21 protein-coding genes are annotated in these 18,168 nt (G+C 65.9%); 6 read left to right on the top strand and 15 right to left on the bottom strand.

Annotated features, from left to right (window positions below; genetic code table 11):
- Positions 1 to 5: 5 nt before the first annotated feature.
- Positions 6 to 1,463, bottom strand: a complete 1,458-nt coding sequence (locus WMN78_RS18200) for a DUF5129 domain-containing protein (protein WP_340535141.1) — start codon at positions 1,461 to 1,463, stop codon at positions 6 to 8.
- A 113-nt stretch (positions 1,464 to 1,576) separates the two neighbouring features.
- Between WMN78_RS18200 and WMN78_RS18195 the strand changes: the two genes are divergently transcribed.
- Complete coding sequence (locus WMN78_RS18195) at positions 1,577 to 2,041, top strand: hypothetical protein (protein WP_340535140.1); 465 nt, start codon at positions 1,577 to 1,579, stop codon at positions 2,039 to 2,041.
- Positions 2,038 to 3,747, top strand: a complete 1,710-nt coding sequence (locus tag WMN78_RS18190; protein ID WP_340535139.1) for a DUF5671 domain-containing protein — start codon at positions 2,038 to 2,040, stop codon at positions 3,745 to 3,747. The genes WMN78_RS18195 and WMN78_RS18190 overlap by 4 nt, the downstream gene beginning before the upstream one ends.
- Before the next feature lies 1 nt (position 3,748).
- Here WMN78_RS18190 and WMN78_RS18185 read toward each other — a convergent pair whose 3' ends face one another.
- The 7 genes from WMN78_RS18185 to WMN78_RS18155 form a co-directional block, all read right to left on the bottom strand.
- Positions 3,749 to 5,440, bottom strand: a complete 1,692-nt coding sequence (locus WMN78_RS18185; protein WP_340535138.1) for a SulP family inorganic anion transporter — start codon at positions 5,438 to 5,440, stop codon at positions 3,749 to 3,751.
- A 34-nt stretch (positions 5,441 to 5,474) separates the two neighbouring features.
- Positions 5,475 to 6,173, bottom strand: a complete 699-nt coding sequence (locus WMN78_RS18180) for an endonuclease/exonuclease/phosphatase family protein (RefSeq protein WP_340535303.1) — start codon at positions 6,171 to 6,173, stop codon at positions 5,475 to 5,477.
- A gap of 171 nt (positions 6,174 to 6,344) precedes the next feature.
- Positions 6,345 to 7,919 carry a carbohydrate-binding domain-containing protein gene (locus WMN78_RS18175; protein WP_340535137.1) on the bottom strand — a complete coding sequence of 525 codons (1,575 nt, stop codon included), beginning with the start codon at positions 7,917 to 7,919 and terminating at the stop codon, positions 6,345 to 6,347.
- Positions 7,920 to 7,967: 48 nt separating this feature from the next.
- On the bottom strand, positions 7,968 to 8,756 hold the full coding sequence (locus WMN78_RS18170) for a polyphosphate polymerase domain-containing protein (protein ID WP_340535136.1): 789 nt from the start codon (positions 8,754 to 8,756) through the stop codon (positions 7,968 to 7,970).
- Complete coding sequence (locus WMN78_RS18165) at positions 8,753 to 9,442, bottom strand: DUF4956 domain-containing protein (protein WP_340535135.1); 690 nt, start codon at positions 9,440 to 9,442, stop codon at positions 8,753 to 8,755. The genes WMN78_RS18170 and WMN78_RS18165 overlap by 4 nt, the downstream gene beginning before the upstream one ends.
- Before the next feature lie 75 nt (positions 9,443 to 9,517).
- Positions 9,518 to 10,657 (bottom strand): bifunctional glycosyltransferase family 2/GtrA family protein, encoded by a 1,140-nt coding sequence (locus WMN78_RS18160; RefSeq protein ID WP_340535134.1) that lies wholly within the window; start codon positions 10,655 to 10,657, stop codon positions 9,518 to 9,520.
- A 9-nt stretch (positions 10,658 to 10,666) separates the two neighbouring features.
- The gene (locus WMN78_RS18155) at positions 10,667 to 11,641 is read right to left on the bottom strand and encodes a phosphodiester glycosidase family protein (protein WP_340535133.1); all 975 of its coding nucleotides are present in this window, start codon (positions 11,639 to 11,641) and stop codon (positions 10,667 to 10,669) included.
- A 118-nt stretch (positions 11,642 to 11,759) separates the two neighbouring features.
- Between WMN78_RS18155 and WMN78_RS18150 the strand changes: the two genes are divergently transcribed.
- The gene (locus tag WMN78_RS18150; RefSeq protein ID WP_340535132.1) at positions 11,760 to 12,563 is read left to right on the top strand and encodes a thioesterase family protein; all 804 of its coding nucleotides are present in this window, start codon (positions 11,760 to 11,762) and stop codon (positions 12,561 to 12,563) included.
- 19 nt (positions 12,564 to 12,582) lie between these two features.
- Here WMN78_RS18150 and WMN78_RS18145 read toward each other — a convergent pair whose 3' ends face one another.
- The gene (locus WMN78_RS18145) at positions 12,583 to 12,972 is read right to left on the bottom strand and encodes a DUF2177 family protein (RefSeq protein ID WP_340535130.1); all 390 of its coding nucleotides are present in this window, start codon (positions 12,970 to 12,972) and stop codon (positions 12,583 to 12,585) included.
- Positions 12,973 to 12,988: 16 nt separating this feature from the next.
- On the opposite strand from WMN78_RS18145, the gene WMN78_RS18140 reads away from it, so the two are divergent.
- Positions 12,989 to 13,738, top strand: coding sequence for a lipoate--protein ligase family protein (locus WMN78_RS18140; protein WP_425341178.1), 750 nt, complete (start codon positions 12,989 to 12,991; stop codon positions 13,736 to 13,738).
- An 83-nt stretch (positions 13,739 to 13,821) separates the two neighbouring features.
- Here the strand turns inward: WMN78_RS18140 and WMN78_RS18135 are convergent, their stop codons facing one another.
- Complete coding sequence (locus tag WMN78_RS18135; protein WP_011692168.1) at positions 13,822 to 14,079, bottom strand: mycoredoxin; 258 nt, start codon at positions 14,077 to 14,079, stop codon at positions 13,822 to 13,824.
- Between the two features lie 159 nt (positions 14,080 to 14,238).
- Between WMN78_RS18135 and WMN78_RS18130 the strand changes: the two genes are divergently transcribed.
- Positions 14,239 to 14,985 (top strand): SOS response-associated peptidase, encoded by a 747-nt coding sequence (locus WMN78_RS18130; RefSeq protein ID WP_340535127.1) that lies wholly within the window; start codon positions 14,239 to 14,241, stop codon positions 14,983 to 14,985.
- A 7-nt stretch (positions 14,986 to 14,992) separates the two neighbouring features.
- On the opposite strand, the gene WMN78_RS18125 is transcribed toward WMN78_RS18130, so the two are convergent.
- The gene (locus WMN78_RS18125) at positions 14,993 to 15,415 is read right to left on the bottom strand and encodes a VOC family protein (protein ID WP_340535126.1); all 423 of its coding nucleotides are present in this window, start codon (positions 15,413 to 15,415) and stop codon (positions 14,993 to 14,995) included.
- 14 nt (positions 15,416 to 15,429) lie between these two features.
- Here WMN78_RS18125 and WMN78_RS18120 point away from each other — a divergent pair, with 14 nt between their 5' ends.
- Positions 15,430 to 15,756, top strand: a complete 327-nt coding sequence (locus WMN78_RS18120; protein ID WP_340535125.1) for a chorismate mutase — start codon at positions 15,430 to 15,432, stop codon at positions 15,754 to 15,756.
- Between the two features lie 39 nt (positions 15,757 to 15,795).
- Here WMN78_RS18120 and WMN78_RS18115 read toward each other — a convergent pair whose 3' ends face one another.
- The 4 genes from WMN78_RS18115 to WMN78_RS18100 all read right to left on the bottom strand — a co-directional run bounded on the left by WMN78_RS18115 (position 15,796) and on the right by WMN78_RS18100 (position 18,136).
- A complete protein-coding gene (locus WMN78_RS18115) occupies positions 15,796 to 16,182 on the bottom strand; it encodes a hypothetical protein (protein WP_305941237.1) in 387 nt (128 codons plus the stop codon).
- A gap of 556 nt (positions 16,183 to 16,738) precedes the next feature.
- Complete coding sequence (locus WMN78_RS18110) at positions 16,739 to 17,035, bottom strand: hypothetical protein (RefSeq protein ID WP_340535124.1); 297 nt, start codon at positions 17,033 to 17,035, stop codon at positions 16,739 to 16,741.
- A 233-nt stretch (positions 17,036 to 17,268) separates the two neighbouring features.
- Positions 17,269 to 17,427 (bottom strand): hypothetical protein, encoded by a 159-nt coding sequence (locus WMN78_RS18105; RefSeq protein WP_340535123.1) that lies wholly within the window; start codon positions 17,425 to 17,427, stop codon positions 17,269 to 17,271.
- A 91-nt stretch (positions 17,428 to 17,518) separates the two neighbouring features.
- Positions 17,519 to 18,136: a TetR/AcrR family transcriptional regulator gene (locus tag WMN78_RS18100; RefSeq protein ID WP_340535122.1), complete on the bottom strand. Its 618-nt coding sequence runs from the start codon at positions 18,134 to 18,136 to the stop codon at positions 17,519 to 17,521.
- Positions 18,137 to 18,168: the final 32 nt, after the last annotated feature.

Genomic DNA, 18,168 nt, shown 5'->3' with positions numbered 1-18,168 from the left:
CGGGCTCAGAAGTTGGATGAACTTCCGGACCCGGAGAAACTACCCCCGCTGGCTCCGTAGCCGGTTGTGCTGCCGCCGCCGCGGGCCGTGCTGACGCTGCCCACCCCCGTGCTGAATCCGGTGTTGAAGGCGGGGACCGAGAAGAAGTAGTACGACGGATAGACCGTGCCAAGGATGCTGGGCTCGTAGGTGCGGCCATGTTTGGCCTTGGTTCCTGCCTGTGCGCTTTCCATTTCCTTGCGCAACAGTCCGGCTTCCCGCTCGTTCCTGGCAAATCCGGCGATCACGGTGTCCGCGTGGTTCTTCAGCAGTTCTGTCAGGCGCGTCCGCGCATCCCGCAGCCGGTCCAGCGCTGTTTCAGGGGTGATGGTGCCGTCGGCAAGTTCGGCCGACCACCGTTCGATCTCCCGGTGGCTCTGCTCGCGGAAGGAGCGGAGCGCCGCGGCGGTCGCCGAGTCGCCCTCAGCGTGCCGCTTGGTGAGCATCTGCTCAAGGGCTGCCAGGTCACTGCGGAACGGTGCGAGTTGCCGGTCCCACGCAGATGCCCACGCCGAACCCCGGTTCAGCAGGGCGTTGGTGTCGGCGATGACGTCATCCAGCGCATCCAGTTCCGCGGAAGCGTCGGCGAAGTTCCGTATGAGTTTGAGGTTGGGCCGCCGGCTCATGGACCGGGGACTCAGCGCGTGCGCCTGGTTCGACAGCCCCGTGGCGGCGTTGTATTTGGCCAGGAAGGTGCGGTGCTTCTCCAAGACGGTGCTTCCGTACCGCGAGGACTCCGGAATGGTGCCGGCATTGAGCTCGGTGACCTGCAGGTCCATGCTGACGTTGGCGTAGCTCGCATCCCCGCGGGCCAGCTCCCTGCGGCTGTCCACCCTGGTCCGCCAGCGCACAATCAACCAGGTCCCCGCGCCGAGGACAGCAGCGGCCATAGTGCTCCAGGCCGTGACCAGGAACGCGGTTGACCGGTACCACGGCTGGTTGATCAGCTCAGCTCCCCGCCGGATGCCGGCGATTGTCCCGTCCGTCCACTGGGCGTCCCGGAGCAAATCCTTGGAAGCGTTCTGGATGTCCTCGCGCTGCTCCAGGGAGACCTTGCGGTCCTCGCCCATGTAGGTGCCCACATGGCGGCCCACGGGGTCCACAGCGAAGATGAAGAGTCCGTCCGCCCATTTTTGGCCGTCGGCGCTGATCCACTCCGGACGGTTGGCCCGGGCGAAGCGAAGGACCGCTTCATTGAGGTTGGCCTCCGCGGACCCCTGGTACGTATAGACGGCAACCCGGGTGGGCGCATAGAAGTCAATTGTTTGCACTGCCGGGACCAGCCGGTTGCGGTCAAGCACTCCGGCGCGGTCTTCCACCACGATTTCCACCGGCGGCTCCGCACGGGCAGCAGCTGAGCCGGCCACCGAGCCGCAGAGCACGCCGAGGAGCGCCAGCAACACGGCAGCGAGGGCTCGGCGCATGATTCCTTTTTCCCATGAGGCAACGATTGTCTCCAGCCTCTTCGATGCCGGCCACCGCTGATAGGGCCGAAAGTACCGTAGCTAGGGGGTGGGCCGTACGCCATACTGACCACATGGACGCACCGGCGGGAAGACCGAACAGGATCCTCGTAATCATCCTGGCAATCATCGCCGTCCTGGCGGTTGCTGCCCTCGCCGTGGTGTTCTCGCGGGGAGAACCGGCCCTGCTGGACGAATCCACACCCCAGGGCGTGGTGCAACGATACTCGGCAGCTGTCCTCGATGGGGATGAAGCCGCGGCCGCCGCCTATCTCACCGAAACCGCCCGGACCCAGTGCCTGGACTTCGAAAGGGCTCCCACCGAAAACCTGCGGATCACCCTGATATCCACCACGGAACGGGAATCGTCCGCGGACGTGCACGTACTGGTGGTCGTTTCGAACGGGGGCGGGCCCTTCGGCAACTCCGAGTACGAAATGGAAGACGTGTTCGACCTCGTCAAGACGGACGGCAAGTGGCTGATCGCGTCTGCGCCGCTGCAACTCAGGATATGCACCAACCGGCCGGTGAAGCAGTGAGCGCCGCCCGAACGGTGCCTGCGCCCGCGGCCGGGTCCGCCCAGCCCACGGTCCGCCGCCTCATCGTCTACACGCTGCTTTTCGCACTGGTCGTGGTGACCGCCATCGGACTGAGCGGCCTGCTGGGCAGGCTGCTCGGCGCGGGCACTGTGCTCGTCGCAGGTGACGTGGCAGGCCTGGCCCGTTCGCTCGCGTTCACGCTGATCGGCGGACCCATGGCAGCCGGGCTCTGGTGGTTCGTGTGGCGGCGGCTTGATGACGCCGTGGAGCGTTCGTCGGTGGGTTGGGGGCTGTACCTGACCGGCATGTACGCCGTCTCGCTCATTTCGTCGGCGGCCGGTCTGCTCGGCGCCCTGGCCGCCGTCATCGGAGGCGAACGGCTGGGGTGGCAGCTTTCACTGTCCAACGGGCTGGTCTGGGCAGGGGTGCTCGCCTGGCACCGCTGGATGTGGCGCCATCCGCGAAAGAGCCCCTCGTTGATTTCCGACGTCCCCACCGTCGTGGGGGCGGTCTACGGGCTCATCGTCGGAGTGGGCGGCACGATTACAGCGCTCGCGAATCTCCTGGACACCGCAATCCAGGGCTTTACTTCCTCGGCGTCCATCGGGGATCCGTGGTGGAGGCTCGCGCTGCAGGCACTGGCCTGGGGGGCCGGTGGCGGCGTCATCTGGTGGTGGCATTGGATTCACGACGGCGGACGCCGGCTGAAAACCGATTTCGCCGATGTGGCACTGGTGGTGGTCGGAATCCTCGGGGCCGTCCTCCTGGCGGTTGGCGGCACGGGCACCGTCCTGTTTGTCCTGCTCCGCCTCGCCTTCGACCGCACGGACCCCATCAGCGAAATCGTGGGACCGCTGGGCGCCGCGTTGGCGGCAGGAGCCGTGGGTTCCCTCGTCTGGGCGTACCACCGGACCGTCTCCGTGGGACGGGCCGAAACCACACTGCAGGCAGCGAAGCTGGTGACTTCCGGCGTAGGCCTGGTGGCCGCCGCCACTGGAATCGGCATCGTGGTGAACTCACTCCTCAGCATCGCGGCGACACCACTGGCCGGCGGCGGTGCCCGCACGCTGCTGCTGGGTGGCATCAGTGCATTGGCCGTCGGGGGACCGCTGTGGTGGTTCACCTGGAAACCCGGGGTTCCGCCGGAGCCGACCGAACTTGGCCGCCGCGGCCGGCGCGTCTACCTCATCGCAGTTTTCGGCCTGAGCGCGATCGTCGCTGTCATCACGCTCTTGGTGATCGGATACCGCGTCTTCGAGTTCCTGCTCGACGACGTCACCGGCTCCAGCCTGGTGGACCGTACCCGGGCGCCTCTCGGACTCCTGGTGGCCACGGGCCTGGCCGCCGGGTACCACTTCGCCGTCTGGCGGCACGACCGGTCCCTCACGGCGTCCGCCGCGCCCCCGAAACGTACGGTCCGGAAGGTGATCCTGGTGGCTGCAGGTGATCCGGAGCCGCTGGTGCGGGTGGCGGCAGAGGTCACCGGCGCGAGCGTCACCGTGTGGAGGAGGGCCGACGTCGGGACCTCCGGAGCCGTTCCCCCTACTGCTGTGCCGCCGGGTCCTGCCCCCGCCGGGTCCGAGGGGACCACTGGCGACTTGCCGGAGCGGCTTGCCCTCGCCCTGGAGGGTGTCGCGGCAGACCGTGTCCTGGTGGTCACGGGCCCGGGGTCCCGCCTTGATGTGATTCCGCTGGGTGCCGACTGACCTAGATCCCGGATGCCCGCTTGTAGCTCCGCACCGCATTGTTGACCGTGGGGAAGAAGTGGTCCGGGCCGAACCTGCTGCTGACCCCGAACTTGAGCAGGCGGTCCTTGACCGGCCCCTTCAACTCGGCGAAAACCAGGCTGATGCCCTGGCCGGCCAGTTCGTCGTCGAGCTCCACGAGGTCGTCCAGGGCCGTGGTGTCCAGGTCCGTGATGGCCTCCGCGGCCACAATCACGCATTTCACCGGGCCCGGGGCGTTTGCCACGAGATTCCGGATGTGCTCCGCGAACACCGCGCCGTTGGCAAAGAAGAGCGGTGCGTCGAAGCGGGCGATCACCAGACCGGGGACGCGCTGGCCCTCAGGGTGCCGGCTGATGTCGTGGTAGCCCGGGACGTCCTCCAGGCTGGCCAGTTCGGTGCGGTAAGGATCCCAGGCCCTCCGGATGAAGGCGATCAGCGAGAGCGCAATGGCAATGACGATGCCTTGCAGCACGCCGACGAACGCGACCCCGAGGAACGTGGCTACAAGGAGGGCCGTTTCCATCCGGCTCATCCGGACCAGCCGGAGCAGGGTTTTGATATCGACGAGGGAAGCGGCCGCCACGATGACGACTGCGGCCAGCGTGGTGGTGGGGAGGAACGCCGTCACTCCGGGCGCCGCCATCATGAACACAACCACCAGGGCCGCGGCAACGATGCCGCTAAAGGGGGTGCGGGCCCCGGCGTCGAGCGCTATCGGCGTCCGGGATGAACTGCCGCAGACCGGGAAGCCGCCCAGCATCCCGCTGGCCACGTTGGCGATTCCCAGGGCCCCCATTTCGGTGTTGCCGCTCGTGTGGATGCCGCGTCGTCCTGCGAGGCTTTTGGACAGTGCCGAGGTATCGGCGAAGGCAATCAGGGCGATTCCGGCCGCAGGACCAATGAGGCCTGCAACGTCATCCAAGGTGATGCCGCCCAGGGCAGGCGCCGGCAGGCCCGAAGGGAGGGCTCCGACCATGGGCATGGCACCCTCGAGGTCCAGGGCGGCGGCCGCTGCTATGGAAGCCGCTACGGCCAGCAGGACGCCGGGGACTTTCCAGGGGAGGAAACGGCCGGCCACGATGATCGCCAGGGTGGCAACTCCGAACAGGACGGCCACAGGATTGGCGGCGCCCCGCAACACAGCACCGGCCGTTTCGGCGGCCTTTGCCGCCAGCGAGTCTCCGGAAACTGTGATCCCGAGCAGCCTGGGCAACTGGCTGACAATGACGGCGAGCGCGATGCCATTGAGGTAGCCCACCCGGATTGGCTTGGACAGCAGCCCCGTGACAAAGCCCAGCCTGAAGATCCGCCCTGCGATGAGGAAGATTCCGATCAGGATGGCGAGGACGCCTGCGAGCGCAACGGCGTGGGAAGGTTCCCGTCCGGCCAGCGGGAGCAGTGCGGCGGCGATCATGGGAGCCAGTGAAGAATCCGGTCCCACGATGATGATCCGGGAGGGGCCGAAAAGTGCGTAAAACACCATGGGAACCACCGAAGCGTACAGTCCGTTGACCGCCGGCAGGCCGGCGGCTTCCGCGTAGGCCATGCCGGCCGGAATCAGCACAGCGCTAAGGGCCGCTCCGGCTGCAAGATCGGACTTGAGCCAGGACCGCTGATACGTTCGGGCCAGCTGCACGCCCGGAACGGCTTTCAGGATCCAATCTCTGCGCACTGGGGCCTCCCGGGCTGGTGGGTCGGCGTGCGGGTTACGGCGTTCCCTGAATGGGACCGTAATCCTCGCCGTATTCGGCGGAGACCAGAATGGGCAGGTGGTCCGAGGCGCCGCGCGGCAGGGTTTCCACGCTCTCGATGTCCAGCCCGAGGGAGGTGGCAAAATCGAAATGCCCCTTGAACATCTTGTACCTCGTATAAGTCCGCCGGTCACTGAGGGAGAGTTCGTACCCGGAGTTCTTCATGTGTTCGGTGAGGTTTTTGGTGAAGAACGGGTAGTTAAAATCACCCACCATGAGCGTCATGAGTCCGCTGCCCATCCCGAGGAGCTCCGCGTGGGCGGCCTTGATCTGTTTCCGGCGCAGCGAATTCGAGGCCGTCAGGGGCGCCGCATGGAATGAGGCGATCACCAGCTCGTGGTCTGTTTCGTTGTCCACCACCCGCGTGCCGATGAGACGCTCATGGGCCGGGGCCAGGACGCGGTCGTGCAATGACTTCTTCAACGCGAAGGTGTTGGTTTCAAAGGCCGTGAAGCGGTCCATCCGGTAGTAGATGGCAAGCCCCAGCCTGTTGCCCTTGGTTGAATCGGCGAGGTGCAGGGGCCCGAGTGTGTCCGGTAGATCGGAGGTGTCGCACTCCTGCAGGCACAAGGCATCTATCCCGAAGTCGCGGGCCAGATCCAGCAGTTCACCGCGTGCCGCGTGCTTGCGAAGGTTGTAGCTGATGACTCGTATCAGGGGAATACCTCTTCCGAGCGTAGTAAGGAGAACCAGTTCCCGAGTCTACTCAGTGAAAGTTGCTCAGCACATAAGACGGCACAGAATGACAGCACAGAAAAGGACGGGGCAGCCACGTGGCCGCCCCGCCTCCCGCCCGGCCGGACCTTGCCGCTGATGGCCTTGTCCCTAGCGGCCGCCGGGGCCGCGTGCCGCCGTGTACTCACCGGCCGTGACGGTGCCCTGCTCCTGGGCGCCGTCGAGCGTTCCCTCGCCGATGCCTGCGGTGACCTGTGCGGTGCCGCCTGTGTACACGGTGTATTCCCCACCGGCGGTGATGGCAGCCGAGGAGAACACCAGCGACGCCGCCTGCTTGGCCGTCACGAACGTTGCCACCACGGCACCGCTGGAATCCGCCAGCTGGATGGTGGTGCCGGCCGGAAGGGCTGAGCCGAACGTCAGCTGGACGCCGGACTGCGATGAGGACGTTCCGGGCGTCACCGCCATGCCGGCGCTTCCCGCTGCCGCCACGGTTCCGCCGTCGACTACGAGTTCGCCGTTGACGTCCAGGGCGCCGTTGCCGTCGTTGGTGGGACCGTTGACCACCACAGTGCCGCCGGTGATCGTGGCATCGCCGTTGGAGTCCAGCCCGTCACCTTGCGAATTGATGGTGAGCGAGCCGCCGCTGATTTCCACGGTGTAGTCGCCGGCGGCCATCTCGCCGCCGCCCATGCCGCCGCCCTGGGAGCTGGTTCCCGTGCTGCCCCCGGAGGCGTTGACGCCGTCGTCGTTGGACGTGACGCTGGCGGTGCCGCCGGAGATCACGATGTGCTGGGCTTCCAGGCCTTCCTCGGACTCTTCCACCGTGGCTGTGCCGGCGGCAATGGTGAGCGTGTTGAAGGCCTTGATTCCGTCGTCGGCGGCGCTGACGTTGAGGGTTCCGCCGTTGATGAGCACCCAGCCGCGGCCCTCGTCTTCCTCGTTGTCGGACTTGAAGCCGTCGTCGCCGGCAGTCACCTGGTAGGCGCCGTCGAGCAGGACGGCGTAGTCCTTGCCCACGATGCCGTCGTCCGTGGCATCCACAGTGACATTTCCGGAGGCCAGCACCAGCCCGTCCTTGGAAGAGATGCCGTCGTTGAAGTTGCCGTCCACTGCCAGTGAGCCGGAGCCGGCGATGGTGAGGTCGGACTGGGAGTACAGGGCCGCGTTCGGGGCGTCCTCGGCGGTGTCCGTGTAGGTGGACGCGTCGCTGAGGGCGTTGGAGGTGCCGTCGGCCAGGAAGACAACTGCCTCATTGGCGCTCTGCACCACGAACGGGGACCCGGTGGAGCTGGAGATCTCGGCGCCGTCGAGGATGATGCGGACCACGTCCTCCTCACCGGCGGCAACCACCACCTGCCCGTCCGAGAGGGATCCGCTCAGGCGGTAGGCGCCGGCCGCGCTGATGGTGACGGTGTCGCCGTCGACCTTAACGGCGTCCGACGACGTTCCGGCGGCCACGCTGCTGGCACCGTCCGCCAGGGTCACGGCTACTTCGGACGCGGCGTCCCAGGTGAGGTCGTCAGCGTCGTAGTGGGTGTCCGCGGCGAGTGTGTCCAGCGAGACGGCCTCTGCCGTCCCGGCAGCCGCTGACGTTCCAGAGTTTGAGCTGGTGGCGCCGGTGATGGACGTGCCCGTGGACGAGGTTCCGGCGGCGGAGCAGCCGGCCAGTCCCACGGCGAGGGCCAGGGCGGTGACGGAGAGGTAGGTGCGGAAGCTTTTCATGGTGTGTTCCTTCGGTGAAGTATTCGCAGGATGCGGAGGGGAAGAGGTTCAGGCGGCGGGGCGGAGCGCCATCGTGCGGCGCAGTGTCCGGTTCCAGCGGTTGGCCGGCAGTTCGGGGCAGAGGGCCGCCATACCGGTGGCGAACTTGGAGATCCTGGAGGGCCGGACGCCGTGGGCCCAGAGATGCCGGTCCAGGGGTCCGGCCGCCGATCCGGATTTGGTCTCCAGGATCACGGCGCCGTCCAGGACCCAGGCCTGCTCGCCGGGGCGCTGCCAGGTGACGTCCGTGTCGATGGTGGCGCGGCTGCCGGATGCGGGCAGGTACAGCGTGGTGCGGTGGTATCGCGTTTCCAGCACGGGGCCAAGGGGACCGCCCGGTACTCCGCCCACCGCCCCGGTGAGGGTTTCGTGGACGTAGTCCAGGCCATCCGCCGTCAGCCGGGCGCGGTCCGCGAGTTCGTAGGGGATGCGCTCCTTGACAGTGGCCTCACGGGCGCCCTCCGTCTTGACTTCCAGGAAGCTGATGGCGCTGTCCACGTAGGTCCTGGTGCGGACCTTGTAGCGGCGCCGGCGGCCGTAGGCGGCGAGCAGATAGCTGTCCAGCCCGGCGGTGTCGAAGTACACGGAGTCGTACGCGAAGCAGCGGCAGCCGTCCATTTCCAGGACCCGCACATCGGCATCGAAGGTAGCCAGAAGTTCCTGCGCCAGCGCCTCGGGGACCACGTACTTGCGGTCCACCCGGGTCTGGAGCGCGGCTTCGGCGTTCAGTTCTTCCAGTCCGACCGGCGGCAGCAGGCGCAGGGTGCCCAGGACACCGGGCTGTGCCGGGGCGCTCATGCCGCACCGGCGTGGACGGGGTCGGCCGCGCGTCCGGCAGGCTCCGACGGTGCGGGGTCCGCGGCGGGGAACGCAGCCAGGTAGCCCGGCGCAGGGATCTCTGCGGGCGGGGCGACCGTGGCGGCGCCGGCGGGAAACGCGGCCGGAACGTAGGCGTAGCGCACATCAACGATTGTCTTGTCGTTGACGAGGTCCAGTTCCTGCACGGTGGCGGAATGCACCTTGCCATGCACCACTTCTTCGAGCCGTGCGTAGAGTTCCTCATCCACGGCGATGGCGCGGTCCAGTATCACCGTCTGGTGGCGGTAGGCCGGCAGTACCCGTGAGTGGTCGCCCACGAACATCACCAGCAGGATCATGGCCATCAGTGCCAGCGGCAGCCAGACGGGGTCGATTCCCAGGCCGGCGATCAGGCCGAGGGCCAGGGCTGAGAAGTAGTAGGCCACCTCGTGCTGTGCCAGCTCGGTGGAACGCAACCGGATGATGGACAGGACTCCGAAGAGGCCGAGGCCCAGGCCGACGCCGGCGGCCGATCCGGAAAGCGCGGCGGCCACGGCCATGACGCCGACGTTCATGCCGAGGTAGGACACCACCAGGTCGCGGCGCCGGTGCCGGCGAAGGTACAGGGCGAAGGTCAGGATGCTGATGGCGGCCAGGTCGGCTGCGATAAGGATGATAGGTGTCATGGGATTCTCCGGAATCTGATCGGTGGGCTGGTTTTCACGATCCACGGCCAAACTGTGCAGGTGCTGTGACGGAACCTAGGCGCGAATATGAGTGTTGGCCGGGCGTTCACCTGATGTTTCCCCGGCGGCTGCTGCGTCCACTTCCCGGGCGGTGGGCCAGGAGGCGGTGGTGCGGGAAAAGAGGTAGCGCTGCTGCACCACGTAGCTGACGGAAAGCAGGGCGATTTCAGCCAGGAGCTTGGCGGGGAGGGCCGGCACGGAAGCGGCTTCCAGGGCCGCGATGAGCCCGAAGTTGGCGGCAAGAAGGACAACCACAAGGCCGAAGTAGCGGACGCCGGTCCGGGCCGCAGGCTTGTCCCGGCCGTGCCGGAACACCATCCGCCGGTTGACGGCGAAGTTGACCGCCGAACTCACGGCCCGGGCGCCAACCACCGCAAGAAGCAGCGAGTCTGAGGCGGCACTGAGGATCAGGAACATCACCGTGTCCACGAGGAACGCGGTGAAGGAGGACGCCAGGAACTTCAGCAGCGGCGCGTAGATCCGGGCGGAGTCCGCCAACGGCCTGAAGTGCGATCCCGAATTATGGTTGAGGTAGACCGTGGCGATGTCCACGCTCTTGATGGCGTAGCCGGCCTGCCGGGCCTCCAACAGGAGATTCAGCTCGTACTCGTAGCGCTCGCCGTGGACGGACCGCAGCCAGGGGAGCATGGAGGCGGGGTAGCCGCGGAGCCCGGTCTGGGTGTCGGAAATGCGCTCGCCGGTGGCCAGGGTGAACAGGAGCCTGGTGGCGGTGTTGCCAAACCTGCTGCGGGCCGGGACGTTGCCGGTGAAGCTCCGGGTGCCAAGGACCATGGCCGCCGCGCCGCTCTTAGTCGCGTCACTCTTAGCCGCGTCACCCTGCACGGCGGCCGCTACGCGGAGGATGTCCGCGATGGTGTGCTGCCCGTCGCTGTCGGCACAGACCACGCTCCGGCCGGGAAGATGATCCGCAATGAAGCCGAAGCCTGTCTTGAGCGCGAAGCCCTTGCCGCGGTTTTGGGCGTAACCGATGACGTGGCACCCGAGTGCCTTGACGCCGTCGAACATGTCCCGGTACGCGGGGCCGCTGCCGTCATCAACCACCACCACGGTGGCCCACGGCTCCGCTTCCCGGATGGAGCGGATCAGGGCGGGGAGTTGCTGGTCCGGCTCGTAGGCCGGGATCAGGATGATCATGGCACGTCCCTACTCTGCGATGTAGAGGATGTCGGAAGTGCCGCGTTCCTTGTTCTCGCCCAGGGGGTTGTTGACCAGTTCCCCGTTGAAGTACATGGTGGACGATCCGCCGCCGTCGATGTTGTAGGCCGTGGTGGCCCCGAGGTCCTTCATGATCTGCGCCAGTCCGGTCATGGTCACGCCCGAGCTGTAGCCGGGGCTGCGGCCGTCCACCACCACGAACACCAGGTGGTTGTCGTCGATGATGCCGACGGCGGTGCGCGGCTGTTCGCCCTGGATGGAGTGGTTGCCGAAGTTGGTGTCCACCTCCACGTCCTCGATGCCGTCGGCGATCTGGCCGTTGTCCAGCAGGGACGGGCCGAAGGACAGGGTGTTCCAGACGCCGTCGGCCAGAAGCTGCTCGGCAGTGGTGGCGGTTTCGTCGTAGACCTTGACGGTGCCGTCCCGGTAGAAGGCCAGGCCCTGGCGGGCGCCCTCGTCGCGGAACACCACGCCGTTGCGGATCACGATGCCCGTGTCGCGGAAACCGTAGTAGTCGCCGTTGATGGCGAAGACGGCGTTGTTGGCCTCCGCGATCGCGGACGTGGTTTCGGTGATGTTCTCGCCGAAGCTGTTGTTGGCGAAGGCGGACTGGAGGGTGGTGGCGTCATCGAGCACGACGTCGGCAACGAAGTAGGTGACGGTGCTGTCGCCGCTGCCGGTGGTCACCGTGGAGATGTTGATGTCGGAGCTGTCCGAGACGTAGGAGGTGTCGGTGGCGACGGCGGAGGTGCTGCTGCTTGAGTCGCTGGTGGTGCCTGCCATTGTCCCGGCCTGGCTTGCCTGGTAGGCGGAGACGTCCGAGATTTCCACGTGTTCTACCACGAAGCGGTCCAGCGCCCAGGCGGTGGCCCCTCCGGCTGTCAGCGTCAGGGCAACAGCCCCGGCCACCACGGCGCGCCGGCCCCGGCCGCCCTTGCGTTGTTTGTTCTGGAGAGGAGTCATGCCCTCATTTCTAGGCGCCGGACTTATGCCGGCCATGAGGTCTGGATAAGAGGAAGCTGTGAGCCGGCAGGCGATAGGGTGTTCTGGAATCATCACCAGCCATGCGAAAGGGTCGACGTTGACTGCTTCACTTCCGGAACTTGCCGAGGGCGGGTTCTATTACGAGTCACTCGGCGGCGGACGGTTCCGTTCCACCATTCACGCCCAGGGCGCCTGGAACGTGCACGAACAGCACATGGCGCCGGCCTCGGGGATCATGGCGGATTGCCTGGAGCGGCATACACCGCGGGACGACGTCCGGATGGCGCGACTGAGCTACGAGATCCTGGGACTGATCCCGGGCGGTGAATTTGAGGTGGTCACCACCACCCTCCGGCCCGGCCGCACCATCGAACTGCTGCAGGCCGAACTGGTGGCCGGGGGACGGGTGGCCATCCGTGCCACGGCGTGGCGGATGGTCACGTCCGACACATCTGCCGTCGCCGCCGTGGAAGACACCCGCATTCCGGGACCGGAGGAGTGCTCACCGTACGACGGCGCCAGTGTCTGGCCGGGGGGTTACATCCGCTCCCTCGAAATGCGCGTAGCCGACGGACACCGTCCGGGCTCGGGGACGGTCTGGCTGCGCACCGGACACCCGCTGACGGACAAGGACGACAGCGGCGACATGGCACGGCTGATGGGGCTGGTGGACACGGCGAACGGAATAGCCGCCCGCGTACCCCCGGGCAAGGGCAGCTACGCCTTCCCCAACCTCGACCTGCAGATCCACATGTACCGGAAACCCGCCGGCGACTGGCTGGGCCTGGATAACGCGGTCTCCTTCGGCGCAGACGGCATCGGCCTGACGTCCACGGTGCTCCACGACCTCAGCGGACCTTTCGGCCGCGCCGAACAGATCCTGACCATCCGCAGGACGTAGCTGCTGGTTTCTGCAGCCCTTAGTTCTTGTGGAACACCAGCCAGCCGGCCAGCGTGGCCAGCGCCGTCAGCGCTGCGCCCCACATGATGTCCACGATGATCAGCTGCAGCGGCCACGTCTTCAGCGTCGCTGCGTTGGTGAGATCGTAGGTGGCGTAGGCGAAGGCGCCCAGGGCGGCACCGTAACCCACCGCGCTCAGCCAGCTGCCGCCGTCGAGCGTGGGGCGCAGGGCAAAGAACACAATGCCGGCAATGTAGATCACGTAGAACACCACCGCGTACCCTAGATTGGGCCGGTCGGCCAGCAGTTCACCAATCTGTCCGCGGTAAAAGGGGTTCATCGTCTTCAGCCAGATGGAATCGATGACGGCGAACGCGGCGGCAACCACCAGGAATTGCAGAATGACCATAAGGGAGCTTAGCAAGATGCAGCACGCGGCCGGCGCACCAGCCACGCTGACCATTGTCCGGCAGGAGGAGTCGATGGGTGCGGCGCGCGACCTGGAATTCGGCATTGAGCTGCTGGGCATGGCCAAGACCGGCCGGATCGGCCCGACGCTCAGGCTGTACCGCCCGGCCCCCACAGTGGCCTTCGGCCAGCGCGACGCGCACCTTCCCGGCTTTGAGGCAGCAGCCCAGGCCTGCCGGGACCTCGGTTTTGAGCCGCTGGTCCGGAAGGCCGGCGGCCGGGCTGCGGCCTACCACGAGGGGACGCTGATCGTCGATCACGTGGAGCCGCATGCCGACGCCATCGCCGGCGCCAAGGGGCGCTTCGCGTTTTTCGGCGGGATGCTGGCGGATGCCCTTCGAAGCGCCGGCGTCCACGCCGCCGTCGGTGAAATCCCGGGCGAGTACTGCCCGGGGGAGTTCAGCGTCCACGGCCTGGACCGGGCAGATCCGCAGCACAGGGTCAAACTGATCGGAACAGCCCAGCGGGTGGTGTCCGGCGGCTGGCTTTTCAGTTCGGTCATCGTGGTGGAGAACTCGGCGCCGATCCGCAAAGTCCTGGAAGCCAGCTACGCAGCCCTCGGGCTGGACTGGGATCCGGCCACCGCAGGAGCCGTCGACGACCTTGTGCCCGGACTGGACGTTGCGGCCATCGAAGCGGCGGTTATCAAGACCTATGCCGGGTATGCGCCGGTGGACTACGCCGATTTCGCCAGCCTGAGGGGATAGCTGTTCGGGCGTCGCGAAGTGCGGGCGGACAAGCAGAAGGCCAGGCACCACAGGTGCCCGGCCTTCTGCTTGTCAAGGGAGCCTTAGGCCGCGAGCCGGCTCTTTACTTCAGCTGCTGACGGGTTGGTGGCGGCGGTGCCGTCCGGGAAGAGCACGGTGGGGACCGTGCGGTTGCCTCCGTTGAGCTGCTCTACGAGGTCGGCCGTGCCTTCGACTTCTTCGATGTTGATCTCGGTGTAGCCGATGCCCTGGGCGTCCAGCTGCTTCTTCAGCCGGTTGCAGTAGCCGCACCAGGTGGTCGAAAACATGGTGATGGTGCCGGATTCGGGAGTGAAATCCACGGAGTTCTCCTCAAGCTCGTTATTGCTCGTCGTTATCAAAGCAGATGTCTTCTCCCTCAACGGTAACCCGGTGGCGGGTATTCCCCGGATCCGGGAGGCCGTTGCCATGCTCGGGTGACGCCGGGTGACACCGCCTGCGGGCGGTGGCATGCTGGTGCCATGTGCGGACGCTACGTGATGGCCAGGGCAGTCGGGGACCTGCTGGCAGAGTTTGACGCGGAACTGGAAGAGGAGCTGGTGGTTCCGCCGTCGTGGAATGTTGCCCCGACCGCTGACGTGCCCATCCTGCTGGAGCGCCTGGTGGACGGCACCCCGGTCCGGCAGCTGCACGTGGCCCGCTGGGGGCTGGTGCCGTCCTGGGCCAAGGACCTGTCCATCGGCTCCAAAATGATCAACGCGCGGAGCGAGAGCGTCCTGGAAAAGCCTGCCTTCCGCAAGGCGACCAAATCCAGGCGCTGCGCGGTGCCGGCGGACGGCTACTACGAATGGAAGGGCGAAGGGCGCAGCAAGCAGCCCTACTACGTGCACCCGAAGGACGGGCGGCCGTTGGTGTTCGCCGGGCTGTATGAATGGTGGAAGGACCCGTCCAAGCCCGAAGGGGACCCGCACCGCTGGATGCTGTCCACTTCGATCATGACCACTGATTCGCCGCCGGAAGGCTATGCCGGGGGAATGCTGGCCGAACTCACCGCCCTGCACGACAGGGTGCCCCTGCCCATGGACCGCAAGACCATGCAGGCGTGGCTGGACCCCCAGGCGGGTGATGCCGCCGGCCTGGTGGACCTGGTCCGGGCCGGTGCACACGACGTCGCCGAAGGCTGGACCATCGACGCCGTTGGTACCGCCGTCGGAAACGTAAAAAATGATTCGCCGGAACTCATCGAGCCGGCCGAAAGCCTGTTCTAGCCGGCCTTCAGACCGTGACCCTTCCGGCGGGGTCTACCGTCCACGTGGGATTGAATGCGATTTCCCAGCGGAAGCCGTCCGGATCCGCGAAGTATCCGGTGTAGCCGCCCCATGGCTGGGTCTTCGGCGAAGCCACCACGGTGGCGCCGGCGGCCTCGGCGTCGGCCATGACCCGGTCGACGTCCGCCGCGCTGCCCACGTTGTGGCTCAGCGTGATGCAGGGGACGCCGGCCGGTCTGTCCACGGAGGCCTCCGCCTGCATCTGGCCTGCGTCCCAGAGCGAGAGGATGAGGCCGTGGTTGGCCTGGATGAACACCACTTCTCGGGGGACTTCCCGGTGCACCGGCCAGCCGAGGCCGTTGACGTAAAAGGCGCGGGAGGCGTCAACACTGCGGACGCCCAGTGAAATGAAGTCGACTCGAGGCTGCATTCTTAGATACTGTCATGCACATGCCCACAAATCACGGACACGACAAAGACGCCCAGGCCGACAGGGAGCAGCTCGCTGCTGTCCGCGTGGCCGTCGATGAAGTTGATGAGCAGATTGTCACCCTGATTGCCCGCCGCGAACGCCTGATCCGGATTTCCGGCACTCTAAAGGGTGATGACGCGGAGGTCCGGGCTCCCGACCGGGTGGAGAAGGTCATAGAACACGTCCGCGCGGCCGCCGAGAAAAAAGACATTGACCCGGACATCGTGGAGAAGACCTACCGTGCCATGATCACGGCTTTCATCGAGCTTGAGATGAAAGTGCACAACGCCAGCAACTAGGGGCTCAGCAGTTAGCTGCGTTCGCCAGGCGGGCGCAGCTTAGAGGGATTCCTCCACGGGAACGTTGGCCTGGTATTCCCTGCCGTCGGCGTCGCTGAAAGCGGTCATCAGGTGACCCTTCTCGAGGCCCAGGACGGTGCTCAGGGGGAAATTGCCGGTAATGGTGTTGCCCGAATGCGTCACGCCGCTGAGGTCGAAGTTTTCTTCAGTGCCGTCGTGGCTGAAGCAATAGAAGGACACGGCCTCGCCGTTCATGAACTCGATTCCCATTCTTCGTTGATGGGAATGATCCGGTGTGGCGGCGACGAGGCCCACCACGTAGGCGCCCGCCCCGGGGATGTTGCCGTCTATATCAAAAGTCGCCACCAAGGTGGAGTCCTTGGCGGCGATGGCTACGTGCTTCAGGAATGCGTCATGGGAGCTCATGGCTCAATCCTGCTCCCTGCGCCCCCGTCCGTCCACCCCTGATTCGGGTTTTGTCCGGTCCTTCGCGGGCCGCGCGGATTCGAAGATATGTTCGAGCCGGTCTGCTTTCGCTGCGTTCGTTTAGGCCCGGGATCCCCGAGGCGGCAGGGTCATGCTTGCGCCCTTCGCGGAGATGGAGCGAACCTGCGCGGCCGAGCGGGCCTCCCATGCCCGCGCCCTGGCGACGGCGAACGGCCGGAGCACAGGCCGGCTTTCAGTTGTGGATCCTGACAAGCTCGAACACGCTGTCAAGCTGCGAGATAAAGGTGCTCCAATGCGCGAGATTAGTCAGCAAGACCGGCCTGACGCGAACCACCTTGTACAGGCACCATCGACGTGGACATCGAGGGCGAGCTGGCTCAGCTCGGGCGACCGGATACCGGCCCTTGCGTGTGCGCGGCACCCTCTTCTGACACCAGAGCCCGTCCGGACGGCGCAGGGGCTGCTTAGCCGCCGGCGTCGCGAGACCCGTCAGGCCCTCACTAGCCAGGCCGTTAGGCGCGGATATTGTCGACGTTCACGTAGTAGACACGCAGTCGCTGATCTGCCGGACTGTTGAAGGTGTACTGCTCATCGCGACACGGAGGAGCTCCTCCGCTGTGGCGGGATCAACCACCTCCGGATCCTGAGACCAGCGTCCGCTCCAAATTTGGATCCGCCTTTCTCGTAGGAGCCCGATCAACGCAGTGCTGATGTCCTCCACTGCAGCGCCTTCACTGCGAATCTCCTCTTCTGTTAATATCTCCGGCAACGGGATCAAGTCCTCAAGCCCGAGATCCAGAAGAGCCTGCCGAAGGTCCGTCGCCTCGCTCATGGCACTAGTGAACACGCTGGCCGGCAAGTGGTCCACCGAGGTACTTGAGATACGCGCCGCCCCGCAATCGAGGGTCTGCTCAAGATCCCCAAATAGAAAGTTCTCCCCCTGGTGCGGACACCATGATCAAACGTTCAGGACCCGCTAATTCCCATGGCTCAAATTCTTGCGTTTCCGTGTGGGATCCCGGTTTGCCGAACGGGGTAATGGGCTGCCCCTCGGAATTGTAAACCCTAACGTGTGCCGGTGTTGTAGGCCTGGATGGCTTTGGTGCCGGCGTGGACTGCTCCGGCGGCGATGGCTATGCCGCCGAAGACGGCCGCCACTGCGTCGCGGCGGAGTTTGACCCGAATGACCTCGCCCGCTGAATCCGCATCCCGCGGGCGCTGCACAGGGCCTCAACACCTTACTTTCTTCTCTGCACTGACTACCGGAACAAGGAACATCTCGAATGGGGACATCTTCGCAGTCCTTTGCTGGGTGTCAGCGGCCTTGCCAGGCGATGATGGCTCGCTCTATGTAGCTTGAGACCGCTACGCGTAAGTCGGTTTCGGGATCGAGGAGCCACTGCAGGCCGATTCCATCGAGGACGGCAGTGACAATCCGGACTTCAATGTCGATCTGGGGTTGGGTTAACGGCGCGACGTCATTGGCGTCGACGGCTTGCTGCAGGTGGCCGGCAAGAGTGACCAGGTTGCGCGTGTAGCGGCGTTGGATGAAGTCATGCGCCGGGTGGGTGGCGCTGGAAGCCTCGGCTGCCATGGTGGTGAACAGCTCAAGCAGACCACGTTGGTCTTGGTGGGCGGCCATGACTTCGGGTAGCCGTTGAAAGTACTCCAAGCCGCTGACGTGGGCGAGGCTGTTCTCAACGGTCCGGCGGTCCCATTCCTCCAGTACGGCCGTGAGGAGGCCTTCCTTGCTCCCGAAGTGCTGGATCAGTGTGGCGTGGTTGACGCCGGCCTGCTCGGCGATCGTCCGAAGAGACCCGCCTGCATAGCCGTGTTCACCGAAGACGTCCATGGCGATGCCGATGAGTTGCTCGCGTCGCCGGATCCCGGTGCGGTAGGGGCCGCGTTTTTTGGACTGGGCGCTGTCTGGCATGGGTTTACTCTCTCATGATCATTGCTGAAACA

This window comes from Arthrobacter oryzae, from assembly GCF_037911235.1.
Classification (GTDB): Bacteria; Actinomycetota; Actinomycetes; order Actinomycetales; family Micrococcaceae; genus Arthrobacter; species Arthrobacter oryzae_E.
Note: the sequence above shows the minus strand (reverse complement) of the source record. Positions and strands in the feature narration are given on the sequence as shown.